The sequence below is a fragment of the Octadecabacter sp. SW4 genome (assembly GCF_008065155.1).
Classification (GTDB): Bacteria; Pseudomonadota; Alphaproteobacteria; order Rhodobacterales; family Rhodobacteraceae; genus SW4.
Window position 1 is genome coordinate 2654028 of the sequence record NZ_CP042819.1, and the last position, 25643, is coordinate 2679670.

The 25643-nt window shown below is 59.1% G+C and carries 26 protein-coding genes and 1 pseudogene; 13 read left to right on the forward strand and 14 right to left on the reverse strand.

Going from position 1 to position 25643, the window contains the following annotated elements; genetic code table 11:
* Positions 1–93 precede the first annotated feature (93 nt).
* Both groL and FTO60_RS13140 read right to left on the reverse strand, forming a co-directional pair.
* Entirely contained in the window at positions 94–1746 is a 1653-nt protein-coding gene (gene groL / locus FTO60_RS13135; RefSeq protein ID WP_148056382.1) for a chaperonin GroEL, read from the reverse strand.
* 40 nt (positions 1747–1786) lie between these two features.
* Positions 1787–2074, reverse strand: coding sequence for a co-chaperone GroES (locus FTO60_RS13140; RefSeq protein ID WP_148057161.1), 288 nt, complete (start codon positions 2072–2074; stop codon positions 1787–1789).
* Between the two features lie 266 nt (positions 2075–2340).
* Here FTO60_RS13140 and FTO60_RS18045 point away from each other — a divergent pair.
* A pseudogene (locus FTO60_RS18045) lies at positions 2341–2412 on the forward strand (Stealth CR1 domain-containing protein); the annotation flags it as partial.
* Between the two features lie 23 nt (positions 2413–2435).
* The gene (locus FTO60_RS17755) at positions 2436–3359 is read left to right on the forward strand and encodes a nitrate reductase (protein ID WP_172623899.1); all 924 of its coding nucleotides are present in this window, start codon (positions 2436–2438) and stop codon (positions 3357–3359) included.
* A 31-nt stretch (positions 3360–3390) separates the two neighbouring features.
* On the opposite strand, the gene FTO60_RS13150 is transcribed toward FTO60_RS17755, so the two are convergent.
* Positions 3391–4044 carry a DUF2161 domain-containing phosphodiesterase gene (locus FTO60_RS13150; protein WP_148056384.1) on the reverse strand — a complete coding sequence of 218 codons (654 nt, stop codon included), beginning with the start codon at positions 4042–4044 and terminating at the stop codon, positions 3391–3393.
* Positions 4045–4098: 54 nt separating this feature from the next.
* Here FTO60_RS13150 and FTO60_RS13155 point away from each other — a divergent pair, with 54 nt between their 5' ends.
* The 7 genes from FTO60_RS13155 (at position 4099) to FTO60_RS13185 (ending at position 9424) form a co-directional block, all read left to right on the forward strand.
* Positions 4099–4452 (forward strand): MmcQ/YjbR family DNA-binding protein, encoded by a 354-nt coding sequence (locus tag FTO60_RS13155; RefSeq protein ID WP_148056385.1) that lies wholly within the window; start codon positions 4099–4101, stop codon positions 4450–4452.
* Between the two features lie 95 nt (positions 4453–4547).
* Positions 4548–5468: a manganese-dependent inorganic pyrophosphatase gene (locus FTO60_RS13160; protein WP_148056386.1), complete on the forward strand. Its 921-nt coding sequence runs from the start codon at positions 4548–4550 to the stop codon at positions 5466–5468.
* Positions 5469–5517: 49 nt separating this feature from the next.
* Positions 5518–6393, forward strand: a complete 876-nt coding sequence (locus tag FTO60_RS13165; RefSeq protein ID WP_148056387.1) for an HAD family hydrolase — start codon at positions 5518–5520, stop codon at positions 6391–6393.
* 91 nt (positions 6394–6484) lie between these two features.
* Entirely contained in the window at positions 6485–6940 is a 456-nt protein-coding gene (locus tag FTO60_RS13170) for a MaoC family dehydratase (RefSeq protein ID WP_148056388.1), read from the forward strand.
* A gap of 36 nt (positions 6941–6976) precedes the next feature.
* A complete protein-coding gene (locus FTO60_RS13175) occupies positions 6977–7915 on the forward strand; it encodes a bifunctional riboflavin kinase/FAD synthetase (RefSeq protein ID WP_148056389.1) in 939 nt (312 codons plus the stop codon).
* On the forward strand, positions 7908–8375 hold the full coding sequence (locus FTO60_RS13180; protein ID WP_148056390.1) for a YcgN family cysteine cluster protein: 468 nt from the start codon (positions 7908–7910) through the stop codon (positions 8373–8375). The genes FTO60_RS13175 and FTO60_RS13180 overlap by 8 nt, the downstream gene beginning before the upstream one ends.
* Positions 8375–9424: a low specificity L-threonine aldolase gene (locus FTO60_RS13185; RefSeq protein WP_148056391.1), complete on the forward strand. Its 1050-nt coding sequence runs from the start codon at positions 8375–8377 to the stop codon at positions 9422–9424. Before FTO60_RS13180 ends, FTO60_RS13185 begins: the two co-directional genes overlap by 1 nt.
* Here the strand turns inward: FTO60_RS13185 and FTO60_RS13190 are convergent.
* Complete coding sequence (locus tag FTO60_RS13190) at positions 9421–10020, reverse strand: 2-hydroxychromene-2-carboxylate isomerase (RefSeq protein WP_148056392.1); 600 nt, start codon at positions 10018–10020, stop codon at positions 9421–9423. The two genes, FTO60_RS13185 and FTO60_RS13190, sit on opposite strands and share 4 nt — an antisense overlap.
* Positions 10021–10129: 109 nt before the next feature.
* Here FTO60_RS13190 and FTO60_RS13195 point away from each other — a divergent pair, with 109 nt between their 5' ends.
* Positions 10130–11149 carry a ribose-phosphate pyrophosphokinase gene (locus FTO60_RS13195; RefSeq protein ID WP_148056393.1) on the forward strand — a complete coding sequence of 340 codons (1020 nt, stop codon included), beginning with the start codon at positions 10130–10132 and terminating at the stop codon, positions 11147–11149.
* A gap of 9 nt (positions 11150–11158) precedes the next feature.
* On the opposite strand, the gene FTO60_RS13200 is transcribed toward FTO60_RS13195, so the two are convergent.
* The 7 genes from FTO60_RS13200 to FTO60_RS13230 form a co-directional block, all read right to left on the reverse strand.
* A complete protein-coding gene (locus tag FTO60_RS13200) occupies positions 11159–11509 on the reverse strand; it encodes an H-type lectin domain-containing protein (protein WP_148056394.1) in 351 nt (116 codons plus the stop codon).
* A gap of 135 nt (positions 11510–11644) precedes the next feature.
* Positions 11645–12079: a F0F1 ATP synthase subunit epsilon gene (locus FTO60_RS13205; protein ID WP_148056395.1), complete on the reverse strand. Its 435-nt coding sequence runs from the start codon at positions 12077–12079 to the stop codon at positions 11645–11647.
* A gap of 19 nt (positions 12080–12098) precedes the next feature.
* A complete protein-coding gene (gene atpD, locus FTO60_RS13210; protein ID WP_148056396.1) occupies positions 12099–13532 on the reverse strand; it encodes a F0F1 ATP synthase subunit beta in 1434 nt (477 codons plus the stop codon).
* A gap of 18 nt (positions 13533–13550) precedes the next feature.
* Positions 13551–14426, reverse strand: a complete 876-nt coding sequence (locus FTO60_RS13215) for a F0F1 ATP synthase subunit gamma (RefSeq protein WP_148056397.1) — start codon at positions 14424–14426, stop codon at positions 13551–13553.
* A 16-nt stretch (positions 14427–14442) separates the two neighbouring features.
* Positions 14443–15978 (reverse strand): F0F1 ATP synthase subunit alpha, encoded by a 1536-nt coding sequence (gene atpA / locus FTO60_RS13220; RefSeq protein ID WP_148056398.1) that lies wholly within the window; start codon positions 15976–15978, stop codon positions 14443–14445.
* Complete coding sequence (locus tag FTO60_RS13225; RefSeq protein ID WP_148056399.1) at positions 15978–16538, reverse strand: F0F1 ATP synthase subunit delta; 561 nt, start codon at positions 16536–16538, stop codon at positions 15978–15980. Before FTO60_RS13225 ends, atpA begins: the two co-directional genes overlap by 1 nt.
* A gap of 280 nt (positions 16539–16818) precedes the next feature.
* Positions 16819–17589 (reverse strand): class I SAM-dependent methyltransferase, encoded by a 771-nt coding sequence (locus FTO60_RS13230; RefSeq protein ID WP_148056400.1) that lies wholly within the window; start codon positions 17587–17589, stop codon positions 16819–16821.
* Between the two features lie 59 nt (positions 17590–17648).
* Between FTO60_RS13230 and gloB the strand changes: the two genes are divergently transcribed.
* The 3 genes from gloB (at position 17649) to FTO60_RS13245 (ending at position 21881) form a co-directional block, all read left to right on the forward strand.
* Entirely contained in the window at positions 17649–18413 is a 765-nt protein-coding gene (gene gloB / locus FTO60_RS13235; RefSeq protein ID WP_148056401.1) for a hydroxyacylglutathione hydrolase, read from the forward strand.
* A 171-nt stretch (positions 18414–18584) separates the two neighbouring features.
* Positions 18585–20915, forward strand: coding sequence for an ATP-dependent Clp protease ATP-binding subunit ClpA (gene clpA, locus FTO60_RS13240; RefSeq protein WP_148056402.1), 2331 nt, complete (start codon positions 18585–18587; stop codon positions 20913–20915).
* A 30-nt stretch (positions 20916–20945) separates the two neighbouring features.
* Positions 20946–21881 carry a M23 family metallopeptidase gene (locus FTO60_RS13245; protein WP_148056403.1) on the forward strand — a complete coding sequence of 312 codons (936 nt, stop codon included), beginning with the start codon at positions 20946–20948 and terminating at the stop codon, positions 21879–21881.
* On the opposite strand, the gene FTO60_RS13250 is transcribed toward FTO60_RS13245, so the two are convergent.
* The 3 genes from FTO60_RS13250 to FTO60_RS13260 all read right to left on the reverse strand — a co-directional run bounded on the left by FTO60_RS13250 (position 21868) and on the right by FTO60_RS13260 (position 25624).
* Positions 21868–23829, reverse strand: a complete 1962-nt coding sequence (locus FTO60_RS13250; RefSeq protein ID WP_148056404.1) for a peptidoglycan -binding protein — start codon at positions 23827–23829, stop codon at positions 21868–21870. The genes FTO60_RS13245 and FTO60_RS13250 overlap by 14 nt on opposite strands.
* Before the next feature lie 2 nt (positions 23830–23831).
* Entirely contained in the window at positions 23832–25013 is a 1182-nt protein-coding gene (locus FTO60_RS13255; protein WP_148056405.1) for a biopolymer transporter ExbB, read from the reverse strand.
* 80 nt (positions 25014–25093) lie between these two features.
* Positions 25094–25624, reverse strand: a complete 531-nt coding sequence (locus FTO60_RS13260) for a gamma-glutamylcyclotransferase (RefSeq protein WP_148056406.1) — start codon at positions 25622–25624, stop codon at positions 25094–25096.
* Between the last annotated feature and the right edge of the window lie 19 nt (positions 25625–25643).

Sequence of the window (25643 nt, forward strand, 5' to 3'; positions counted from 1 at the left end):
CAATAAAAAAGGGCGACCCGATGTGGGCCGCCCTTTGTAATTTTACAGCTGTGGTGCATTCGTCAGCCACTTTTCCCCAAGGAAAAGTGAAGCTTACATCATGCCGCCCATGCCGCCCATGCCGCCCATGTCGGGCATGCCGCCGCCAGCAGCGCCGCCGTCTTTGGACGGCTTATCAGCGACCATCGCTTCGGTAGTGATCAGCAGACCAGCAACCGAAGCCGCGTCCTGAAGCGCTGTGCGCACGACTTTGGCAGGGTCGATCACGCCAAACTTGAACATGTCGCCATATTCTTCGGTCTGGGCGTTAAAGCCGAACGTCTTGTCATCGCTTTCGCGGATTTTGCCCGCAACAACAGACCCGTCAACACCAGAGTTTTCGGCGATCTGACGCAGCGGTGATTCAAGCGCCTTGCGCACGATGGCGATGCCAACGTCCTGATCCGAGTTCGCACCCTTCACGCCGTCAAGCGTTTTGCCAGCCTGAACCAGCGCAACACCACCACCGACAACGATACCTTCTTGCACGGCCGCACGGGTCGCGTTCAGGGCGTCATCAACGCGGTCCTTGCGTTCTTTCACTTCGATTTCCGACATGCCGCCAACGCGGATCACGGCAACACCGCCAGCCAGTTTGGCCACGCGTTCTTGCAGCTTTTCACGGTCGTAATCTGATGTGGTTTCTTCGATCTGGCCACGAATTTGGGATACACGGGCTTCGATCTCGGCTGTTTCGCCGCCACCGTCGATGATGGTGGTCGTGTCCTTGGTGATCGTGATGCGCTTGGCTGTGCCCAGCATGTCCATGGTGACGGATTCGAGCTTCATGCCGATATCTTCGGAAATCACCTGACCACCGGTCAGAATGGCAATGTCCTGCAACATAGCCTTGCGGCGGTCGCCGAAACCGGGTGCCTTGACCGCAGCGATTTTCAGACCACCGCGCAGCTTGTTGACGACGAGAGTCGCCAGCGCTTCGCCTTCGACATCTTCCGAGATGATCACAAGCGGCTTGCCCGATTGAATAACAGCTTCGAGAAGCGGAACCATTGGCTGCAGCGACGACAGTTTCTTTTCGTGCAACAGGATGACGGCGTCTTCCAGTTCGGTCGTCATTTTTTCGGTATTGGTCACGAAATATGGCGACAGATAGCCACGATCAAACTGCATACCTTCGACAACATCGGTTTCCGTTTCCAGACCCTTGTTTTCTTCGACGGTAATCACGCCTTCGTTGCCGACTTTCTGCATCGCATCGGCAATTTGCTGGCCGATTTCTGCTTCGCCGTTGGCGGAGATGGTGCCAACCTGCGCAACTTCTGCGCTATCGCTGACGGGACGCGCCGCAGCTTTGATCGCCTCGACGACTTTGGTCGTCGCCATGTCGATACCGCGCTTGAGGTCCATCGGGTTCATACCAGCTGCAACTGATTTCATGCCTTCGCGCACAATCGCCTGAGCCAGAACAGTGGCTGTCGTCGTGCCGTCGCCAGCTTCGTCATTGGTGCGCGAGGCCACTTCTTTGACCATCTGCGCGCCCATGTTTTCGAACTTGTCTTCCAGTTCGATTTCCTTGGCAACCGTTACACCGTCTTTGGTGATGCGCGGTGCGCCGAACGATTTGTCGATAACTACATTGCGGCCTTTGGGGCCCAAGGTCACTTTGACCGCGTCGGCAAGGATATTCACACCCTTGAGCATCCGATTACGGGCGTCAGTGCTGAATTTTACGTCTTTAGCAGCCATGTTTTAGCTCCTTTTTGGAATTTCTTGAGGGGGAGGCGACTTAGGACAGGATGCCCAGAATGTCGCTTTCCTTCATCATCAGCAGCTCTTCGCCGTCGACGGTGACTTCGGTGCCGGACCATTTGCCAAACAGCACGCGGTCGCCGGCTTTTACGGCCATCTCGATCAGCTCGCCGGAATCTTTGCGTGCGCCTTCACCGCAAGCGATGATTTCACCCTCTGCGGGCTTTTCTTTTGCGCTTTCGGGGATGATCAATCCACCTGCAGTTTTTTCTTCGCCTTCTGTGCGGCGAACCAGCACACGATCATGAAGCGGTTTCAAAGCCATCATGCAGCTCCTTCAGCTTGGTGTTTCATGGGCCCCTTGGGGCTGTTAGCACTCACCTCGGTAGAGTGCTAGCAGCGGATAGGTAGGCAAGCGCGCGGGGCGAGTCAACAGAGACGTGAAAGAATGTCAAAGCTATTTTCCTCATAGTCATTGAAATTGCGGATCTTTACCGTCAGGACAGGATCTTATGGCGTGGGACAAAACGATTGGGGGTGCGACGATGACATTGAAACGACTGCCGGATCCCGCTATTGGCCCGACTTGAAATGACTCAGATCGCGCAGGCAGGCCCAACCGACATCGATGCCGTAATCCTTTGGGTTGACGGAAATGATCCCGTGCACCGTGCCAAACGACTGGCTTGGCAAGCCAACCTCCCCCCCCCCCCCCCCCCGATGCAGCGACCCCGACCAGATACGGCCACAGCGGTGAAATCTATCTGTGTATCGCTTCGCTTTTGCGTTTCGCGCCTTGGCTGGGCAGGATCTGGATTGTCACGGATGACCAAGAACCGGATTTTTTGGACGACTTCAGACTTGATGGGCCGGAACCCAAACCCGATATTAGACTTGTTGATCACCGGGACATTTTCCGCGATCATTTCGAACATCTGCCAACGTTCAACTCCCTGTCAATCGAAACAATGATTTGGAACATCGACGGGATGGCAGAACGCTTCATCTATCTGAACGATGATTTCTTCTTGAACGCACCGGTCTTGCCCAATACATTCTTCCACGGTGATAAACCCGTGGTACGAGCGCGCCGTCAGGGAAGCGAACTCACCGTTCTGAAGAACGAGGTGTCAGCGATGAAGGCCCGCCTCGGATTGGAGCAGGTGGCGAAACGGGTGAAATACCGGTCCGGTCAAGATCTTGCCGCACGAACCGCTGGACTGCGATTTTGGTATTACTTGGTCAACCATTTGCCGCACCCAATGCGCAAAAGCACTCTGAAGAACTTCTACGCCGAAAATCCGCAGATCCTCGCCCGCCAAATTGCGCATCGATTCCGGCACCGTGAACAGTTTACACCTTGGTCGCTCGCTTATCATCTGGAAATCAAGGCAAAGACCGCCGTTCTGCACCCGGAAGAGGTTCCCTTTTCACCACATACGCGCACGCCGGACCTCAGCGATCTCGACCGAGACGATGTCAGGTTCGGATGCGCCCAAAGTATGGATGAATGGCCTGAAAACTTGCGAAAGGAATTCAAAGCGCGAATGGTCAATAATCTCGGCGACAGCCTGCCGGCCTCAGCACGGGTGATGTTGACGGCCAAGTGACGACCCGGTTTCAGGCACAGACTGAACCGCGCTAAACATCGCCCCAGTCCATCAGCCCGGCCCGGCCCGCCTCGGTCAGCCCGTAAACACCCCGTTCGACCCGTGTGAACCAGCCATAGTGATCGTCAGCCATGATCTGACGGGCGGGGGGCACTTCAGCCCATTCAGCGACTTTCGCGGCCTTTGACGGTCCATGCACCGCAAGAAACCGCGCGCAGGCCAGGGCATCCTGACGATAGCCCGTGACGATCCCGTGCCGCGTAGCCCCACCCGCATTGGGGTCGCCGCGTAGCCGGTCAAAGGCACGCAACAACCGCTGTGCCTTTTTCCTGGATTTGCGGGCGTGATAGGGGCCGGGGTCACACATCGCCTCGACGTGACCATCGCGCAGACGCACGAACAACACACCCAGCCCAAGGCGACGGGCCAGCGCGATATTGTCGCTGGCGCCCTTCTTGGGCTTGGGCACGGCGACATAGACCAGATCGCTGAGGCTTTGACGCGCCACCCCCTGATGGAACAGGGCCAGCGTGAATCCCAGCTTGAGTTCGACAATCACCGGCTCTTCGCCCGCGCGGCGCGCAACCACATCGGCCTTGCCCACCTCGCCCTTTACGTCATAGCCCTGCCCTTCAAGATAGGCTTTTACGGGGGGATAAAGATCGGCTTCGCGTGGTTTGCTCATGCCGCAACGCTAGCAGCATTTACACGACCCATCCAAGCCACCAAACTGCGGATTATGAACCGCGACCAGATCAACGCATTCTGCGCCTCCCTGCCCCACACCACCCATGTGGTCCAATGGGGCAATTCGGATGTGTGGAAGGTCGGCGGCAAACTATTCGCCGTCTGCGGCTGGAACGATGGCAAGGCGGCCGTGACCTTCAAGGCGTCCGACATCGCCTTTGAAGTATTACAGGACATCGACGGTGTGCGCCCGGCGCCCTACCTTGCCTCGCGCGGCATGAAATGGCTGCAAGACACACGCGCACCCGGCCTGTCAGACGCTGAATTGCGCAACCACATCACCTATTCCTACAAGATGGCCATCGCGGCCCTGACCAAGAAGAAGCGCGCCGAACTGGGCCTCTGAGGTCCTATTGGCAAGGGTGGGTGACAAGCATCAAACGCGCGCCTATAACGCGGGCAAATCACGCAGACCGCAAGCAAATCAAGGTTTCCAACCCCATGACAACCCTCGTATTCGGCCACAAGGCCCCCGACACCGATTCGACTGGCGCACCGATCATCTGGGCGTGGTATCTGTCCGAAGTGATGGGTATCCCCGCGCAAGCACGCCTGTTGGGCCAGCCCAATACCGAGGCGGCGTTCGTGGCGCAGCGCTGGGGGTTTGATCTGCCCGAAATCATCGACGATGTGGCCGACGACCAGCCCTGTGTGATTGTGGACACCAACAACCCCGCCGAACTGCCCGCTAACATCAACAACGCAGATGTGCGTGCGATCATCGACCATCACAAACTGGTGGGCGGCCTTGAAACCAAGGGGCCTATTCAGATTGTAATGCAGCCCGTCGCCTGCACCGTGACGGTCATGTATGATGCGATGGGCGCGGATGTGGCCAAGATGCCCGACCCGATCAAGGGGCTGATGCTGTCGTGCATCCTGTCGGATACGCTTGAATTCCGCTCGCCCACAACCACCGACAAGGACAAGGATATCGCCGTGGCTCTGGCCAATCAGCTGGGCGTAAAAATCCCCGAATACGCGGCTGAAATGTTCGCCGCAAAGTCCGATGTATCGGCGTTTTCCGATGCGGAATTGCTGCGCATGGACAGCAAGGAATTCACAGTTGATAGCACGAAATTCCGTGTCTCGGTTCTGGAAACCACTGCACCTGCCACGGTGCTGGACCGCAAGGACAGCATCATGGAAAGCATGACAGCCGTCGCCGCCGAGGATGGCGTTGACCAGGTGTTGTTGTTCGTGGTCGATATCCTGAACGAAGAAGCCACGATGCTGATCCCCAACGATCTGACAAAAGCCGTGGCCGAAAAAAGCTTTGGTGCAACCGTCACGGGCGACACAGTGGTTTTGCCCGGTATCATGAGCCGCAAGAAACAGATTATTCCATCGCTAAAGGTCTGACCCGAACGGGGCATTTGGCGCCTCTTTTATATCTCTCAAAGGAGTGCGCATGACCCGGATAGTGACCTCGTTCGCCGATATTTCAGCCGAGTATGATGTGGCCTATGTCGATCTTTGGGGCTGTGTGCATAACGGACTCACCGCCCTGCCCCAAGCCGTGGCGTCGCTACAGGCCTACCGTGCGCAGGGTGGCGTCGTGGTGCTTGTCACCAACTCGCCCCGCCCGTGGGATTCGGTTGCGCAGCAAATCGCGGGCATGGGCGTGCCATCGGAAGCATGGGATGCCATCGCCACATCGGGCGACAGCGCACGCGCCGCGATGTTTCGCGGTGTCGTCGGTGAAAAAGTCTGGTTCATGGGAGAATCCCCGCGTGATGACGATTTTTTCAAACCACTGAGCGTGATCGACGACCCCGTTGATATTCAAAAGGTGCCGCTGGAACAGGCCGAAGGGATCGTGTGCTGCGGCCCATTCGACCCGCTGGCCGATCCGGCGGTGAACCGTCCGCAGTTCCTTTATGCGAAACAAAGGGGGTTGAAATTGCTTTGCGCCAACCCCGATATCGTCGTGGATCGCGGCGAGACACGTGAATGGTGCGCCGGTGCTCTGGCCGCGCTTTATACGGACATGGGGGGCGAAAGTCTCTATTTTGGCAAACCCCATCCGCCGATCTATGACCTTGCACGCCGCCGCCTGACAGCCCTTGGCACCGCCCCGTCCGATCCGCGCATCATCGCCATCGGTGACGGCATCCACACCGACATTGCAGGCGCGATGGGCGAGGACATCGATTCCCTGTTCATCACCGGCGGGCTGGCTGCGACAGAGACACGCACCACGGATCAGCCGGACACAAAGGCGCTAAGTGCCTACCTTGAAAAGGAAATGATGAATCCGACTTTTGCGATTGGGCAATTGCGCTAGCACTTGAGGCTTGATTTTTCTGCGGTTGCAAAGTAATAAAGTTACAAATGATACCCCTTTAGGGACAATTTGTTACTGAATGGAACGCGACATGCTGGATAACTTAGGTCACAATCTCCCCCGCGGCACGATCTGCATCGAGGATATCGAGATCGGCATGACGCGGTCTTTGCAAAAGCAGGTCACCGACCGCGATATCCAGTTGTTCGCCGAAGTGTCGACCGACCGGAACCCTGTGCATCTTGACGATGACTACGCCCAAGACACGATTTTCGAAGGGCGCATCGCCCACGGGATGCTGACTGCTGGCCTCGTGTCCGCGGTGATCGGTGAACAACTGCCCGGCCACGGCACGGTCTATCTGGGCCAAAGCCTGAAATTTCTTGGCCCCGTGCGCCCCGGTGACGTGGTCACGGCCGAGGTCGAAGTGACCGCGATCGACAACGCCAAACGGCGCGTCACGATGGACACACGCTGTATCGTGGATGGCAAAAAGGTGCTGGCAGGCGAAGCCATCGTGCTGGCCCCATCACGCAAGTTCGACTGATCTTGCACGCCCGCGCGGGGGCGGTTAGGCAGTCCCATGCGCATTGTCCGAGACACCCAATTCGTTGATCCTGCCGACCGTGGTGCCGCCGCGGCCATCGGCAATTTCGACGGCGTGCATCTTGGCCACCAATCGGTGATCGATGTGGCCCGTCAGGTGGCCGGCGACAGCGGCGCGCCCCTTGGGATCATGACATTTGAACCCCATCCCCGTCAGGTCTTTGCACCCGATGCGCCGCCTTTTCGGCTGATGAACCGCGAAACACGCGCCAACCGGCTGGCCAAACTCGGCGTTGAGCGGCTTTACGAGGTTCCCTTTACCCGCACCCTCGCTGCCCTCAGCCCGCGCGCCTTTGCCCAAGATATTATCGCCGATGCGCTTGGCCTTGCGCATGTGGTCGTGGGGACCGATTTCTGCTTTGGCGCAGACCGGGCGGGAAGCGCTGCCGGTCTGGAACGGTTTGGCGCAGAGATGGGTTTTGGCGTGACCATCGCGCCGCTTTTGAAACTGGCCGCAGGCGATGTGTCCTCGACCGCGATCCGCGCTGCCTTGGGCGAAGGGCGGACGCGCGATGCCGCTGCAATGCTGGGCCATTGGCACCGGATTGACGGTGTGGTGATTCAGGGCGACCAGCGCGGGCGCGATCTGGGTTATCCAACCGCGAATATGTCGATCGACGGGCTGCACCCGCCCCGTCACGGTGTTTACGCGGTCAAGGTTGATGTGCTGAGCGGCCCCCACAAAGGCAGTTATGACGGGGCTGCAAGCATCGGAGTCCGCCCGACATTTGGCGTAAACCATCCCAACTGCGAGACGTTTTTGTTCGATTTCAAAGGCGATCTTTACGGCGAACACCTATCGGTCGCTTTAGTTGAATACCTGCGCGGTGAAGAAAAATTTGACAGTCTATCCGCCCTGATCACCCAGATGGATGCTGATTGCCGCCGCGCCCGTGGGATCTTGGCCGATGTCTGAAATAGACCGCACCGGCCTGCGCGACCAGTTCTGGACCCATGTGCCAATGGCCAAGATGACCAAGCCTGAATGGGAAGCGATCTGCGATGGCTGCGGCAAATGCTGTCTGAACAAACTGGAAGACGAAGACAGCGGCGAGGTCGTACTGACCCGCGTTGCCTGCCGCCTGCTGGATGATCAATCCTGCCTGTGCGCGCAATACCCGATCCGCCATCAGTTCGTGCCCGAATGCATCGTGCTGACGCCGAAAACGATCAAGGACAACCTGTATTGGTTGCCTCAAACCTGCGGCTACCGCCTTGTTTTCGAGGGCAAACCGCTGTTTCACTGGCACCCGCTGATTTCGGGCGATCCTGACAGCGTCCACCACGCGGGGGTGTCCGTGCGCGGGCTGACCGTGCCGGAATTCGAAATCGCCGAGGAAGACTGGGAAGACCACATCATTGAGGAACCAACCTGATGTTTTTCGCCTCTGACAACGCTGGCCCTGCCCACCCCAAGGTCATGGAGGCGCTGGTGCGTGCCAATGATGGGCACGCCATGCCCTATGGTGTTGACCCGATCATGGATGATGTGCGCACAATGATCCGCGACCAGTTCGAAGCGCCCGAGGCCGCTGTCTATCTGGTTGCAACCGGCACGGCGGCCAATGCCATCGCGCTTGGCACCCTCGCCCAGCCGTGGGAAACGGTGTTTTGTTCCCCCGAGGCGCATATCCACGAAGACGAATGCAACGCTCCTGAATTTTTCACGGGCGGTGCGAAACTGACGCTGGTGCCATCAATTGACGCGAAAATGACCCCCGATGCCCTGCGCAAATCCATCGCCTATGAGGGCGGGCGCGGCGTGCACGGGCCCCAACGCGGCCCTGTGTCGATCACCCAAGTCACGGAACGCGGCACGGTCTACAGCCTGGATGAACTCGGGGCGCTGACGGCAGTGGCGCGCGAATTTGGCCTTGCGACCCATCTGGACGGCGCGCGCTTTGCCAATGCCTTGGTCGCGCTGGGCTGCACCCCGGCAGAAATGACCTGGAAGGCCGGCATTGATGCCGTCAGCTTTGGCGGCACCAAGAACGGATTGTTGGGCGTCGAGGCGGTGATCTTCTTTGATCCGAAACACGCTTGGGAGTTCGAGTTGCGCCGCAAACGCGGGGCGCATCTGTTTTCCAAGCACCGCTATTTATCGGCGCAGATGCAAGCCTACCTGACGGACGGGCTATGGCTGGAAACGGCGCGCTTGGCCAATGCCAACGCTGCGCATCTGGCCAAGGGGCTGACCGACAGCAACGACGCGCAAATGGTCTATCCCCCGCAAGCGAACATGATTTTCGCTGAATGGCCCCGCGAAGGGCACCAACGCCTGCATGATGCCGGTGCGGTCTATTATGTCTGGGCCGGAGAGCTGAAGGGCGATGATCCAGCCGAGCCCCTGCAAGCGCGGCTGGTCTGTGACTGGTCAATCGGCGCCGATGGCGTTGACCGTTTTCTGGAGGCGCTGCGCGGCTAAAGCGCGCCAGACAGGTGGGCGTCCAGATCCTCGATCCGGTCCTGCCCCCAGAACCGTTCATCGGTGTCGGTGATATAGAACGGCGCGCCAAAGGCACCGGCCATCACGGCGTCCTCAAGGTTCTTGGCATAGGTTTCCGCACCCTCCAGCAAGCCGCTGTCGGCCAACGCCGGATCAAAACCGCATTCAACCAGACAATCCTTGATCACCTCATCGTCGGCGATATCCAACTTGTCGGCCCAGCAGGACCGCGTGATCGCATGCACCAATGCCCCAAGGTTCCCGTCACCGTTCTTCTGGGCCGCAATGAACGCATAGGACGCAGGCGCGGGGTTCGTCGGCCAATGGGGCGGATTTACCTTCAGTTTCATCCCCAGTTTCGCCGCCTGGCGGCGCAATTCCTGTCGGCGCAATTCCTGACGGCTTTCGTGGCGCTGGGGCGGCGGGGTGCCACCGGTGCGCGCAAACAGCGCCATCAAATCGATCGGCTTGTAGGTGATCGTGGCACCATGTTTCACCGCGACAGCCTCGAGCCGCGTGCCAGCAAGGTAGGTATTGGGCGACAGGACGGAAAAATAGTAGTCAATATGCGGCATTTGGGCCTCCTATGCGCCTCGTTTCTTTGCCTGATGCTAGACCCATGCTAAGCGGTGTCAACGTTACGAATCTGTCACCTTCGCTGGGTGATCAGCCCGGGGGAAGACAATGGCAAATATCCACGAACCAAAACTGATTTCCGGCAATGCGAACATGCCGCTGGCCAAAGGCATCGCCAAGCGAATGTCGATGCATCGCGGCATGAATGTCGGACTGGTCGACGCGCGCGTCGAACGGTTTAACGACGGCGAGATTTTCGTCGAGGTCTTCGAGAATGTGCGCGGCGAGGATATGTTCATCCTGCAGCCCACCTCGAACCCTGCCAACGACAACCTGATGGAACTGTTGATTATCGCCGATGCGCTGCGCCGGTCCTCGGCAGACCGCATCACGGCTGTGATCCCCTATTTCGGGTATGCCCGTCAGGATCGCCGCAGCAAGGCACGCACCCCGATCACCGCCAAACTGGTCGCCAACATGCTGGTCGAAGCGGGTGTGGAGCGCATCCTGACCCTTGATCTGCACGCCACGCAAATTCAGGGCTTTTTCGATATTCCCGTCGATAACCTTTACGCCAGCCCGATCTATGCGCTGGACGTCAAGCACCACTTCAAGGGACAGATGGACGATGTGATGGTCGTGTCCCCCGACGTGGGCGGTGTGGCCCGCGCCCGCGATCTGGCCCAACGTATCGGCGCACCCCTGTCGATCGTTGACAAACGCCGCGGCAAACCCGGTGAAGTGGCCGAAATGACCGTGATTGGTGACGTCAAAGACCGCACCTGCCTGATTGTGGACGATATCGTCGATACCGCTGGCACCCTGTGCAAGGCCGCTGAAGTCTTGTTGGAACACGGTGCGAAAGAGGTCCACGCCTATATCACGCACGGTGTCTTGTCCGGTCCGGCGGTCGATCGGGTCAGCAAATCGGTGATGAAAAACCTTGTCATCACCGACACCATTCAGGCCACCGATGCCGTCAAGGCCTGTCCCAACATCCGTATCGTCCCCACAGCGCCGATGTTCGCCCAGGCGATCCTGAACACCTGGAGCGGCACTTCGGTGTCATCGCTGTTTGATCACAACACGTTGGGTCCGATCTATGAAGGCATGTATTCGGGCGATTAGGACGCGCGCCTAGTAGAGTTCCCATTCGTCGCCATGTGGCACCTCGCCGATCGCTTGCCAGCTGACGCGCACGCGCGCGACCTTGGTGTCGCCCCAGGTGCGGAACACGATGGCGAAACCTTCAAGGGTGACGTCTTCGGCCTGAACATCCGCGCGGGCATTGGCGGCATTCGACATATCCCACATGGAAATCGACACGCGCACCGACGGAAACGCGCGAAACGCCTCGCTGAACTGAACATGCGCACGGGTCACGCGGGGGCCATCGCCTGTCCACATATCACCATCGTGTTCAAAGTCGGAAAACAGAACAACATCGCCCTGATCGACACCGACCAAATGATTCCTAAGCCTTTTCATCGCCTTACGCTGTCTTCCCTCGAAGCCCCCTATGCTTCGTTCACAAAAGTTACCCCAAAATTGGGGCAAGAATAGGCCCCCAAAACGAAAAAGCCCCGCACGGATGGCGGGGCCTTTGCAATCATCGCAACCTGCCTAGAAATTGGATTTACTGGAATCCAACCCGATATGCGTGCCCATTGCGACCATATCGGCCAGCAATTTTGCCGCGTCATCGACGGGGCCAGGCTCGTTCTTGAAGGTTTCTTTCAACGTCTCATGGGCGGCCTTGGCCTCGTCCAGCATACGGTCAAAGATCTCTTGCGAGACTTCACCGCGTGGCAGCGCCTTTTCGGCCAAAACAGATACGCCAGTCGCAGTGATTTCCGCGAAACCACCTGACACAACGTATTCATCCATGCCGCCGCCATGCACGACGCGCAGGATACCCGGGCGCAGGGTGGTGATGGTTGGCGCGTGATCGGGCATTGCCGTCAAATCGCCATCCGCACCGGGTATCTGCACCTCGGACGCCTCGAGCGAGGCCAAAAGGCGCTCGGGCGAGACCAGATCGAATTGTAGGTTTGCCATATCGGCTCCTTAACTCGGCTTAGGCAGCGTCTGCTGCCATTTTCTCGGCTTTGGCGATCACGTCGTTGATGCCGCCAACCATATAGAACGCGCCTTCGGGCAGGTGGTCGTATTCACCGGCAACCACGGCCTTGAAGGACGCGATGGTTTCTTCCAGTGGAACCTGCTTGCCGTCAGACCCGGTAAAGACCTTGGCAACGTCAAACGGCTGCGACAGGAAACGCTCGATCTTGCGGGCGCGTGTCACGGTCATTTTGTCGTCTTCGGACAGTTCGTCCATCCCCAGAATGGCGATGATGTCCTGCAAGGACTTGTAACGCTGCAGCACCTGCTGCACGTCGGTCGCAACCTTGTAGTGCTCTTCGCCGATGATCATCGGGTCAAGCAAACGCGAAGTGGAGCCGAGCGGATCAACGGCAGGGTAGATACCCTTTTCCGAAATCGCACGGTCCAGAACTGTTGTCGCATCAAGGTGGGCGAACGATGTCGCTGGTGCAGGGTCGGTCAAGTCATCGGCGGGCACGTAAACGGCCTGCACAGAGGTGATCGAACCGGACTTGGTCGAGGCGATGCGTTCCTGCATCGCACCCATGTCGGTGGCCAGCGTTGGCTGGTAGCCCACAGCCGAAGGAATGCGGCCCAGAAGGGCGGACACTTCGGAACCGGCCTGGGTAAAGCGGAAGATGTTGTCCACAAAGAACAACACATCCGACCCCGTGTCATCGCGGAACTGTTCCGCCAGCGACAGACCGGTCAGCGCGATACGCATACGCGCACCGGGAGGCTCGTTCATCTGGCCGTAAACCAGTGCAATTTTCGATTCTTCAAGGTTATCGGGAACGATAACACCTGATTCAATCATCTCGTGGTAAAGGTCGTTACCTTCACGGGTCCGTTCACCCACGCCGGCGAACACGGACACACCCGAGTGCACTTTGGCGATGTTGTTGATCAATTCCATGATCAGAACGGTTTTGCCCACACCGGCACCGCCGAACAGGCCAATCTTGCCACCCTTTGTATAGGGCGCCAGAAGGTCGATCACCTTGATGCCGGTCACGAGGATTTCAGTCGCAGTCGACTGGTCCTCGAAGGCAGGTGCTTCGCCGTGGATCGGGCGGCGGGCCTTGGATTTCACGGGGCCTTTTTCATCAACGGGGTCACCGGTGACGTTCATGATGCGGCCCAATGTGCCGGGGCCAACGGGAACGGTGATCTGTTCGTTGGTGTTGGTTACGTCCTGACCACGCACAAGGCCTTCGGTCGCGTCCATCGCGATGGCGCGAACCGTGTTTTCGCCAAGGTGCTGGGCCACTTCAAGAACAAGTGTCTTGCCATTGTTGTCAGTGTGAAGCGCGTTCAGGATCTGCGGCAGATCATCGGTGAACTGCACGTCCACAACGGCGCCGATCACCTGAGTGATCTTGCCGATGGATGCTTTAGCTTTTGCCATGTTTCGGTCTCCGGTTCGTTAGAGCGCTTCAGCGCCCGAAATGATTTCAATCAGCTCGTTCGTGATGACGGCCTGCCGCGAGCGGTTATACTGGATCGTCAATTTATCGATCATCTCGCCTGCGTTGCGTGTTGCGTTGTCCATTGCGGACATCCGTGCGCCCTGTTCAGACGCCCCGTTTTCGAGCAGGGCGCTAAAGATTGCGGTGGCCACACCACGGGGCAGCAAATCGGCCAAAATGGCTTCCTCGCTTGGCTCGTAGTCATAAAGTGTGGCCGCGCCCGCATCTTCATCGGCATCAAATTTGGCAGGGATGATCTGCTGGGCGGTCGGATGCTGGGTCACGACGTTTTCAAAGCGCGCGAAAAAGATCGTCGCGATATCGAACTCGCCACCGTCAAAACGGGCCAGCACGTCACGCGCGATATCCTGGGCGTTTTCATAGCCCACGCGCTTGACCTCGCTGAGGTCCACGTGAGTCACAAAATGTTCGCCCATCTCGCGTTTCAGGGCATCACGACCCTTTTTCCCCACGGTGATGATCTTGACCGTCTTGCCAGCGGCGAGCAGCTTGTTGGCGTGTGCTTTGGCCAATTTGGCGATGTTGCCGTTGAAACCGCCGCAAAGGCCGCGTTCCGCCGTCATCACCACCAACAGATGGGTCTCGTCGCTGCCTGTGCCCGTCAGCAGTTTGGGCGCGCTTGCGCTATCGCCGACGCTGGCCGCCAAACCACCCATCACGGCGTTGAAACGTTCCGTGTAGGGGCGTGACGCCTCGGCGGCTTCCTGGGCGCGGCGCAATTTTGCGGCCGCGACCATTTGCATCGCCTTGGTGATCTTGCGGGTCGATTTGACCGACGCGATCCGGTTTTTCAGATCCTTAAGGTTAGGCATCTGTCAGAGCCTCCCTTTAAGCGAAGTCAGCGGCAAAGGTATCGATTGCGGCTTTGATCTTGGCCTCGGCGTCGCCCTTGATCTTGGGGTCTTCCTTGGTGATCATGTCCAACACGTCTTTGGCGTTGTTGCGCAGATGCTTGAGCAAGCCAGCTTCGAAACGCCCGACATCAGAGACGGCGATCTTGTCAAGGTAGCCCTTGGTGCCTGCATAGATCACGCAAACGATCTCGGCGTTGGTCAGCGGCGAATACTGGGGCTGCTTCATCAGTTCGGTCAGACGCGCACCACGGTTCAGCAACTGCTGCGTCGCGGCGTCAAGATCAGAGCCAAACTGCGCAAAGGCGGCCATTTCGCGATACTGCGCCAGTTCCAGTTTCACCGGGCCGGCAACCGATTTCATCGCGTTTGTCTGTGCGGACGAACCCACACGCGAAACGGACAGACCGGTGTTCACAGCAGGGCGGATACCCTGATAGAACAGTTCGGTTTCAAGGAAGATCTGACCGTCGGTGATCGAAATCACGTTGGTCGGAATAAACGCGGACACGTCGCCACCCTGGGTTTCGATGATCGGCAGCGCCGTCAACGAACCGGACCCGTTGTCTTCGTTCAGCTTCGAAGACCGCTCCAGCAGGCGAGAGTGCAGATAGAAAACGTCACCGGGATAGGCTTCGCGGCCCGGTGGGCGACGCAGCAGCAGCGACATCTGGCGATAGGACACCGCCTGCTTGGACAGGTCATCATAGATGATCAGTGCATGGCGACCATTGTCGCGGAAGTGCTCAGCCATCGCGGTTGCAGCATAGGGTGCAAGGAACTGCATCGGCGCGGGGTCGGACGCGGTTGCGGCCACGACGATCGTGTATTCGGACGCGCCGGATTCCTCGAGCTTTTTCACCAGCTGCGCCACGGTCGAGCGTTTCTGGCCCACGGCAACGTAGATACAATACAGCTTGTCGCCTTCGGACTGGGCGGCATCGTTGTAGGATTTCTGGTTCAGGATCGTATCCAGCGCCACAGCGGTCTTGCCGGTCTGGCGGTCACCAATGATCAATTCGCGCTGGCCACGGCCAATCGGGATCATCGCATCAACTGATTTCAGACCCGTCGCCATTGGTTCGTGAACCGACTTGCGTGGGATAATCCCCGGAGCCTTGGAGTCCGCGACGCGGCGTTCCTTGGTCTTGATCGGCCCCTTGCCGTCAATCGGGTTACCCAGACCATCAACAACGCGACCCAAAAGTTCGTCACCCGCCGGCACGTCCACGATGGACTTGGTGCGCTTGACGGTGTCGCCTTCCTTGATGTCGCGGTCGGTGCCAAAGATAACAACACCAACGTTGTCGCTTTCAAGGTTCAGGGCCATACCCTGAATGCCGCCGGGAAATTCGACCATTTCACCCGCTTGCACGTTATCAAGGCCGTAAACGCGGGCGATACCGTCACCAACGCTGAGAACGCGGCCCACTTCGGCCACTTCTGCTTCTTGACCGAAATTCTTGATCTGGTCTTTCAGGATTGCGGAAATTTCCGCTGCTTGGATCGCCATTATCCGACCTCTTTCATAGTGTTCTGGAGTGCACTGAGCTTGGAGCGGATCGACGTGTCGATCATCTTCGAGCCCACTTTTACGACAAGACCGCCGATGAGGGATTCATCAACGGTCGCTTTGATCATAACTGTTTTGCCAACCTGCGCCTCAAGCGTCTTGGCCAACTTGTCCGACTGTGCCTTGGTCAGCGCCTTGGCACTGGTCACGTCGGCTGTCACTTCGCCTTTTTCCTCGGCCAGCTTTTCGCGCAGGGCGGTCAGCATCTGGGGCAGCACGAACAGGCGACGCTTTTGCGCCATTAGCGCCAAAGTATTGCCCATCGTCGGCGACAATTTCATTTTCTTGGCAAGGGCTGTTACAGCGCCTGCCTGCTCGTCACGGCTATAGATCGGCGAAGCGATCAGCGCGTTCAGATCGGCGCTGATATCCAAAGCGCCTGACAAAGCGTTCAAATCTGTTTCAAGAGCTTTCAGCCCTTTGCCATCCTTGGCGAGGTCAAACACGGCCGAGGCATAGCGCCCCGCGATTCCGGTCGAGATCGAAGCTGGTTCGGACACGTCCACCCTTCCGATGCTTGGGCCCGAACCGGACCAGCACCGCAAAGCGGGACGTGGCAACGGAGGGCAACGGTTTTGCCCGTCCTGTTGGATGGGCGGCAAATTTGGGCCGATGTAGCAGAGCCTTGTGATTGTCGCAACCGCATTAACGCTGCATTTTTCACGCGGCATACATTTGTATACAAGGCTCTGGCGCCACCTGCGACAATCCGCCCTGCCCTTTATCCATATAGCTGAACGGCTTGCGGGGCATCGCGCCGTTGGGGCGCCCATACGTGCACTAAAGGTTGGGGGTGTCAGGGTGACGCAGTGCGGGTTCGGGTTGTTTGCCGATTCCCTCGAGAACACGCAACGGACGGCGTACTGCCTCGGGCAATCCCGGGCGCGTAGGCGCCGCGACTTGCTTGCTCGCCTCGACCATCAACACGCCACCTGTGGCAAAAACCGGAATATGGCGCCCTGTCGATTCCATAAAGCCCGCCATGCGCCGCCAGATCTTGCGATGGGATGGTGGCTGATAGAGCGTGGACAGCGAGGTTTCGACAACAAAGCGGTGTGCGCGCAACTGTGCCTCAAGCTGGCCCAGGCTGTAGGGGCGGCCAAATCCAAAAGGAGTTTTGTCACGGCGCGACCACATGCCCGCCCGGTTTGGCACCACAAGCACCACCCGCCCGCCTGGCCCCAAAACGCGCCAGACTTCGGCCAGCAGCGCGTTCGGGTCATCCGAGGTTTCCAACCCGTGCAGCAATACCAGCCTGTCCAACTGCCCTGTTTGCAAGGGCCACAGGGTATCTTCACACAACACCGATACATTGGGCCGCCCTGCAGGCCAGGGCATCACGCCCTGCGGGCCCGGCATCAACCCGATTACACGGCGCGCATCCTTGAGGAAGGGGCGCAGCAACGGCACAGCAAAGCCGAATCCGGCAACCGTCTGCCCCTTGGCATCAGGCCACATCTTCACCAGTTGATCACGGATCACCTTTTGTGCCGCACGGCCCAAGGCGCTGCGGTAGTAGAAATTGCGCAGATCAAGCACATCTAGATGCATTGCAGTCGCCACTCCTTTGCGCGAACCTGAACAGCATACCAACAGAAAGCGACAATACCATGCCCCTTGAAATCGTCACCGTGCCCTGTTTGTCAGATAACTACGCTTTCCTGATCCACAATGGCGCAACAGGGCAAACCGCCCTGGTGGACGCCCCCGATGCGGCACCGGTTCAGGCCGCCCTCGATACGCGTGGCTGGACCCTGACGGATGTGGTTCTGACCCACCACCACTGGGATCACGTCGATGGATTGGCGCCCCTGCGCGGCGATGGCGTGCGGGTCATCGGGGCGGCGGCTGATGCACATCGCCTGCCCCCTCTTGATCTGGCCGTGAGTGACGGCGACATTTTCGACCTGTGTGGCGAAAGCAGCGAAGTTTTTGACGTATCAGGCCACACCCTCAACCACATCGCCCTGTTCATTCCCGCCGCCAAGGCTGCATTCACCGCTGATAGCCTGATGGCGATGGGCTGTGGTCGGCTGTTTGAAGGCACAGCGACGCAAATGTGGCAATCCATGCGAAAACTGCGCGAACTGCCCGACGACACGATGATCTTCAGTGGCCACGAATATACGGCAAGCAATGCAAAATTCGCGCTTTCCATTGAACCGGACAATCCAGACATTATATCCCGGTCACGCGCCACCGATGCGGCGCGGGCCAAAGGCGAGGCAACGGTGCCCTCTCTTTTGGCGGATGAAAAACGCACCAATCCCTATTTACGCGCGGATGATCCTGCCTTGAAAAGCGCAATTGGCATGCGCGAAGCAACAGCCGATGCAGTTTTTGCGCAAGTCCGCAAACGCAAAGATAACTTTTGACGCGGAAACGCCCATAAATCACGCGTTCAAGTGAGTCTTTTCGGCAATGTGAACGGAAAAGTTCAAAAAACAGCTTGAAGGTTGCGGAATAAAACCGAACTTTAACTATAAGAGGTCACGGTCGGATCGGGGCATGTCCCCATCCAGACCCCGAATAGAGGAGCACTCAACGTGCCGTCTTTCTCGAACACACTTGAGCAGTCCATTCACGCAGCCTTGGCCCTTGCCAACGCGCGCCGTCACGAACTTGCCACGCTGGAACACCTGCTGCTGGCGCTGATTGACGAACCGGATGCCGCCCGCGTGATGAAAGCCTGTTCGGTCGATCTGGACGCCCTGCGCAAAACGCTGGACGATTTCATCGAAGATGACCTCTCAACGCTGGTGACGGATATCGAGGGGAGCGAGGCCGTGCCAACGGCCGCCTTCCAGCGCGTAATCCAGCGCGCCGCGATCCATGTGCAATCCTCGGGGCGCACAGAAGTGACAGGTGCAAACGTTCTGGTCGCGATCTTTGCCGAACGCGAAAGCAATGCCGCCTATTTCCTGCAAGATCAGGACATGACCCGCTACGACGCAGTCAACTACATCGCCCACGGTGTCGCAAAAGACCCTGCATTCGGCGAAAGCCGCCCCATCACGGGCGCGTCCGACATGGACGACGATCTGTCCGAGGGCGCTGTCGAGGGCGAGGAAAAGGAATCAGCGCTGGCCAAATACTGCGTCGATCTGAACGCAAGGGCCCGCAAAAACGAGATCGATCCGCTGATCGGGCGCGATCACGAGGTTGAACGCTGCGTGCAGGTGCTGTGCCGCCGCCGCAAGAACAACCCCCTGTTGGTTGGCGACCCGGGTGTGGGTAAAACGGCCATAGCAGAGGGTCTGGCGCGCAAGATCGTCGCCGGTGAAACCCCCGAGATTCTGGCAAATGCCACGATCTATAGCCTTGATATGGGCGCATTGCTGGCAGGCACCCGCTATCGCGGCGATTTCGAGGAACGCCTCAAGGCCGTAATGACGGAGATGGAAGAACACGACGATGCGATCCTGTTCATCGACGAAATCCACACCGTGATCGGTGCCGGGGCGACTTCGGGCGGGGCGATGGATGCATCAAATCTGCTGAAACCTGCGCTCCAGGGTGGCAAGCTGCGCTGCATGGGGTCAACCACCTACAAGGAATTCCGCCAGCATTTCGAAAAAGACCGCGCATTGTCGCGCCGGTTCCAGAAAATCGACGTGAATGAACCTTCGGTCGACGACGCGGTAAAGATCCTGAAAGGGCTGAAACCCTATTTCGAAGAACACCACGGTATCAAATACACCGCCGATGCGATCAAAACGGCTGTGGAACTGTCGTCGCGCTATATCAATGACCGCAAATTGCCCGACAAGGCGATTGACGTCATCGACGAGGCAGGGGCCGCGCAACACCTCGTTGCCGAAAGCAAACGCCGCAAGACGATCGGCGCCAAGGAGATCGAGGCCGTCGTGGCAAAAATCGCCCGCATTCCGCCCAAAAACGTCTCCAAGGACGATGCCGAAGTGCTGCGCGATCTCGAGCCATCCCTGAAGCGGGTCGTATTCGGGCAGGACAAGGCGATCACCGCCCTTGCCAGCGCGATCAAACTGGCCCGCGCAGGCCTGCGTGAGCCGGAAAAACCCATCGGCAACTACCTGTTCGCGGGACCAACCGGTGTGGGCAAAACCGAAGTCGCCAAACAACTGGCCGACACGCTGGGCGTTGAACTGCTGCGGTTCGACATGTCCGAATACATGGAAAAACACGCCGTGTCGCGCCTGATTGGTGCCCCTCCCGGCTATGTCGGCTTCGATCAGGGCGGCATGTTGACGGATGGTGTCGATCAGCACCCGCACTGCGTGCTGCTGCTCGATGAAATGGAAAAGGCGCACCCAGATGTCTACAACATCCTGTTGCAGGTGATGGACCACGGCAAGCTGACCGATCATAATGGCCGCACTGTCGATTTCCGCAATGTGATCCTGATCATGACCTCGAACGCGGGCGCAACCGAACAGGCAAAAGAGGCGATCGGCTTTGGCCGTGACCGGCGCACCGGCGAAGATACCGCCGCGATTGAACGCACTTTCACGCCGGAATTCCGCAACCGTCTGGACGCGGTGATTTCCTTTGGCGCGCTGCCCAAGGAGGTGATCCTGCAAGTGGTCGAAAAGTTCGTGCTGCAACTTGAAGCGCAACTGATGGATCGCAACGTGTCGATTGAACTGACCAAACCCGCCGCCGAATGGCTGGCCGACAAGGGGTATGATGACAAGATGGGTGCGCGCCCGCTGGGCCGCATCATTCAGGAGCACATCAAGAAACCGCTGGCCGAAGAACTGCTGTTTGGCAAACTGGCCAAGGGCGGACTGGTCAAGGTCGGGGTCAAAGGCGGTGAGCTTGATCTGCAGATCGAACCACCCGAAACGGCGCGCATTGCCAGCGCAAACAAAAAGCCGCCACTGCTAACCGCAGAATAAAGCGTGCGGCTTGCCGTTACGATCATATGCATGTCCCTCGCCGCGCCCGCCGTGGCGAGGGATATTCTTTTGGGCCTGCCGATTGACTGCGATCTGGACAATGTCTGTTACATCCAGCAATTCGTCGATCATGACCCGACCGATGCCGCCAGCGATTTCGCTTGCGGAACACTGACGTATGACGGGCACACGGGCACCGATTTCGCCCTGCCCAGTCGCGCGATGGTGGACACGGGCGTCAATGTCATCGCCACCGCGCGGGGCACGGTGCGGGGCGTGCGCGATGAAATGCCCGATATCTTGCAGGGGCAGCCCGGCGCGCCCGACACGACAAATCGCGAATGTGGCAATGGCGTGGTGATCCGTCACGGCGACGGCTGGGAAACGCAGTATTGCCACATGAGACGCGGCTCGATCACCGTGCTGCCGGGGGACCGTGTGGCAATGGGGCAGGTCCTGGGCCAGGTCGGAATGAGCGGGGAAAGCGAATTTCCCCATCTGGAGCTGTCCCTGCGCGAAAACGGTGCCGTGGTTGACCCGTTCGATCCCGACGGGGCCATCACCTGCGGCGTGTCCGATGAAACGCTGTGGACCGTGCCGGTCGCCACGCCGGCGGGCGGCATCATCAGCATCGGTTTTTCGCCAGGTATTCCGGCATACGACAGGATCAAGGCGGGCGATGCGGCCGCAGAGACCCTTGCCCCCACGGACGATCTTGTGCTGTGGGGATATGGCTTTGGCGGGCGAACGCGAGATGTGATGATCACGACAATCACCACCCCCGATGGGACGGAAATCGAAACCCGCTCGGACTTGCTGGAGCGGCCGCAGGCGCAATACTTTCGTGCAGGCGGACGCCGCGCACCTGACGGCGGCTGGCCAGTCGGCGTTTATGGCGGCACCGTCACGATCTTACGCGACGGTGTGGCATTCGATGTCAGGACTGCAAAAATCAGCGTTCGGTAAGTTTCATTTCGATCCGGCGGTTTTGCGCACGGGCTGCATCGCTATCTTCGGGGTTGATGGGCTGGTATTGCCCGAACCCGTTGGCCGACAGCCGTTGCGGCGGAATACCCAAGGATTCCACCATATAAAGCACGACAGACAGCGCCCGCGCTTGGCTCAACTCCCAGTTGTTGGCAAACTCGCCGGCCCCCGACAGCGGCACATCGTCGGTATGGCCGTCCACACGGATCACCCAGTCAATGGTGTCGGGAATATCGTCGGAAATCGCGCGCAGAATATCGGCAACCTTGGCAATCTCGCCGCGCCCGGCATCCGATAGCGTCGCACGACCCTGTTCGAACAGCACTTCCGATGAAAACACAAAACGATCACCGTCGATCAGCACACCTTCGCGACCATCCAGCACCTCGCGCAATTGTCCAAAGAAGTCAGAGCGGTAGCGTTCAAGGTTTTGCGCCTCGGCAGCAAGCCGCGCGGCTTCGGCCTCGAGCCGTTCGCGTTCTGCCCGCTCCAATGCCAAAGCCCGACGCTCCTGCGCGGCCACGCGGGCCAGCGCGGTATTAAGCTGCGCGCCAAGGCTTTCGATCTGCACCTGAGCCGCAACGTCCTCGTCTTCGGCCAGATCAAGCAGGGTTTGCAGCGTGCCGATCTGATCGCGCAGGGCGCGCACCTGTTCATTCAGGATCGCAACCTCGCGCTGGCTGTCCGCCGACAGGGCCTCCTGTTCGGCCAGTTCCTGATTTGCTGCGGCCAATAGTGCCGCCTGACGCTCGGCTTCACTCATCTGGGTGGCGGCGGCATTTTCGGCGGCCGTGACAGCGGCCAGCGCCTCGGCCAGACGCGCCTCGAGGGTGGCCTGTGCCGCGCCTTCACTGTCGCGCAGCGCCGCAATTTGTGCCTGCAAGTCATCACGCGCCAAAAGCGCCTCGGCCAGCCGATCCTGAAGATCCGTCTGCTCGGCTTCGCCCGCCGCGATGGCTTGGGCAAGTGCTGCTCGCGCGGCATCAAGCGCCGTTTCGCTGGTTTCCTGATCCGCCAGCGCCGCCAATAGCCGCGTATTCAGATCGGCCTTTTCGGCCGCTTCGTCCACCAGCGCCGCCTCGGCTTCACGCTGCGCCAAAAGCGCTGCGGCAAGGCGCATATCAAGGTCGTCCTGTGCCGTTTGTGCTGCCGCCAAAAGCGTCAACGTATCCTCTGCTGCGCGGCGCTGCTCTTCCAATGCAAGGGTCATCGCGGTCAGTTCCGCATCTGCATTTGTCAGCCTGTCGCGCAGGGCCTGCGCCGCCGCCGCATCGGCCAACCGCGCGGCCTCCAACTCGGAAATGCGTGCGCCATCTGCCTCTCCCTCGGCACGTAAATCAGCGACCAAAGCCTCGAGTGCTTCGCGCCGCGCAGCTGCCAGCCGCGCGGCCTCAACACCCGCATCGATTTCGTCGCGCGCTTGCGCCAGCGCAAGGTTCAGCGCCTCTTGCTGCGTGACCAATTCGTCACGCGCGCCTTCCAACCCCGCAACCCTGTCGCGCAGGTCGCTACGCTGAGCCAACAGCCCAGCCACCTGCGCCTCGAACCCGGTGATCCGATTTTCTGCCGCGACCAGTGCGGCCACCTGCGCATCACGTTCCTGCGTCAGGCTCGCAACCAATGCCGCCTGGCGCTCGGCCTCGTCGGATGTGGCGGCAAGTGACGTGGTCAGTGAGCCGACGGTCGCCGCCAGTTGCGCCGACCGATCCTGTTCCAAACCCAAAGCCTGCGCCAGAGAGGCCACTTCGGCCGTCAGTTGCGAAAGGCGCGATTCCTGACCGGTGATCGTTTCGCGCAGCACAAACTGCATCACCATAAAAATCGTCAGCACAAACATCAGAACCAGCAAAAGCCCCGTCATCGCGTCCACAAATCCGGGCCAGATCGAGGCCTGAAACCGTGTGCCTGTGCGCCGACTGAGGGCCATGACTAGCCCTGCCCACCGTCACCCTTGCGGGCGCGGTTTTGTGATTGGCGCAAGGCGCGGGTCAGGGCGGCAATGTCTGTGCGCAGATCGGCAAGAACCTCTTGTCGGCCCGCCGCCATTTCCTCGAGAATGCGCAGCAGTTGCACATCAATCGAACGCAAGCGCATCCGGCTTTCCGCGTCAATCCCCTCCAACCCGCTGTCAGCCAGTTTACCGATCAGCGCTTCTTGCCCTTCAGCGGCCCGCAGCAGGGCGGCATTGCTGTCGCTCTGATCCAGCTTTGCCGTCAGCTTTTCGACCGCGCCGACCAAATCAACCATGCGTTCATCAACCTGGGTGCGGCTGACGTCCGATTGCGTGAACATCAGTTGCAGCGATTCCATCTGTTCGGCCATGTGATCAATCACACTGGCCATCACGTTCGCTTCACCGCTTGCACCGTCTTCGCCACTGGCAAACCCGACCCGCGTGATCGTGGACAGCCATTCTTCAAGCTCACGGTAAAACCGGTTCTGCCCATGTCCTGCAAACAGTTCCAGCAGGCCAATCACCAGCGATCCGGCTAGCCCCAACAGCGACGATGCAAAGGCCACGCCCATCCCGCCAAGCTGGCTTTCCAGACCTGATTGCAGGCGGTTAAAGATATCCACGCCCGTTTCGCCCTCGTCGGGTGTCAGCGACTGGATCGTTTCGACCAGCGCCGGGACGGTCGTTGCAAGACCATAGAACGTCCCCAAAAGGCCAAGAAAAATCAATGTGTTGACGATATATCGCGTGATCTCTCGGGCTTCGTCGATCCGCTGCGCCACACTGTCCAGAATGGACCGGCTTGAAGACGATGAAATCTGCATCCGCGACCCGCGCGCGCGCAACAATGTCGCCAAGGGCGCCAACAGCTGCGGCGCGATGGTCATTTCATGGCCGATCCGTTCACGCGCGAACCCTTCGATCCAGCGCACGGCGCGGATCATTTGCGTGACCTGTCCGAAACAGGCAATGATCCCGATGAAAAACACCACCAGAATAAAGCCGTTCAGATAGGGATTGGCGAGGAACACCGGCCCGACACGCGGCGCCGCCAGATAGGTACCCGCCGCGACAAGGGCCAGAACGACCAGCATCGACGTGATCTGGCGCACGGGTTGTGAAAATTGCGGCTCGGCCTCTGGGTCCCTTTTGTCCATTTGGGCAACAGGTCCTCTCAATTGTTTGTGGCTGTGAACATAGAGGCTGCGCGCGCAAAACCCAAATGAAATATACCTGATCAGCGGCTTGTCAGGGCGCGCACGCGGTCAACCAGCCAGGCCATTTCGGTGTCTTCGATTCCCATCTGCGCGAGGTGCTGTGCGGTGTTGAACAAATACTCCGTATTGGGACCACGTCCGCCCACAGCACGGGCAATTATCTGTGCCTGTCGTTCAAGCGGATACTGGCAATACTGCACGTGGCCGCGATTGATCACATAGGCCAGCGCGGTGACCGTTTCGCCCCCGTCAAGGGTCAGCGGCACATCCGCCTCAAGATAGGCCGATGAAATCAGCTCGCGCTCGCGCAGGTAGGCATGCACCGCATCTTCCTCACCATCGGCCACGCGAAACGCCACGCCCGTGCAGCGCCCCTGTTCGGTCTCGTCCAGCGCCAATACCAAACCGGGGTCGTCTTCGGTGCCGCGGTGATGGACCGACAGCATGCAAAAACTGCGGTGATACCCATCCAAACGCGCCGTGACGGTTTGCGCGGGCGTGAACCCGGGGTTCCATAAAAGTGATCCGTATCCGAAAACCCAAAGCGGCATTGTGCTGGTCCTTGTAAAC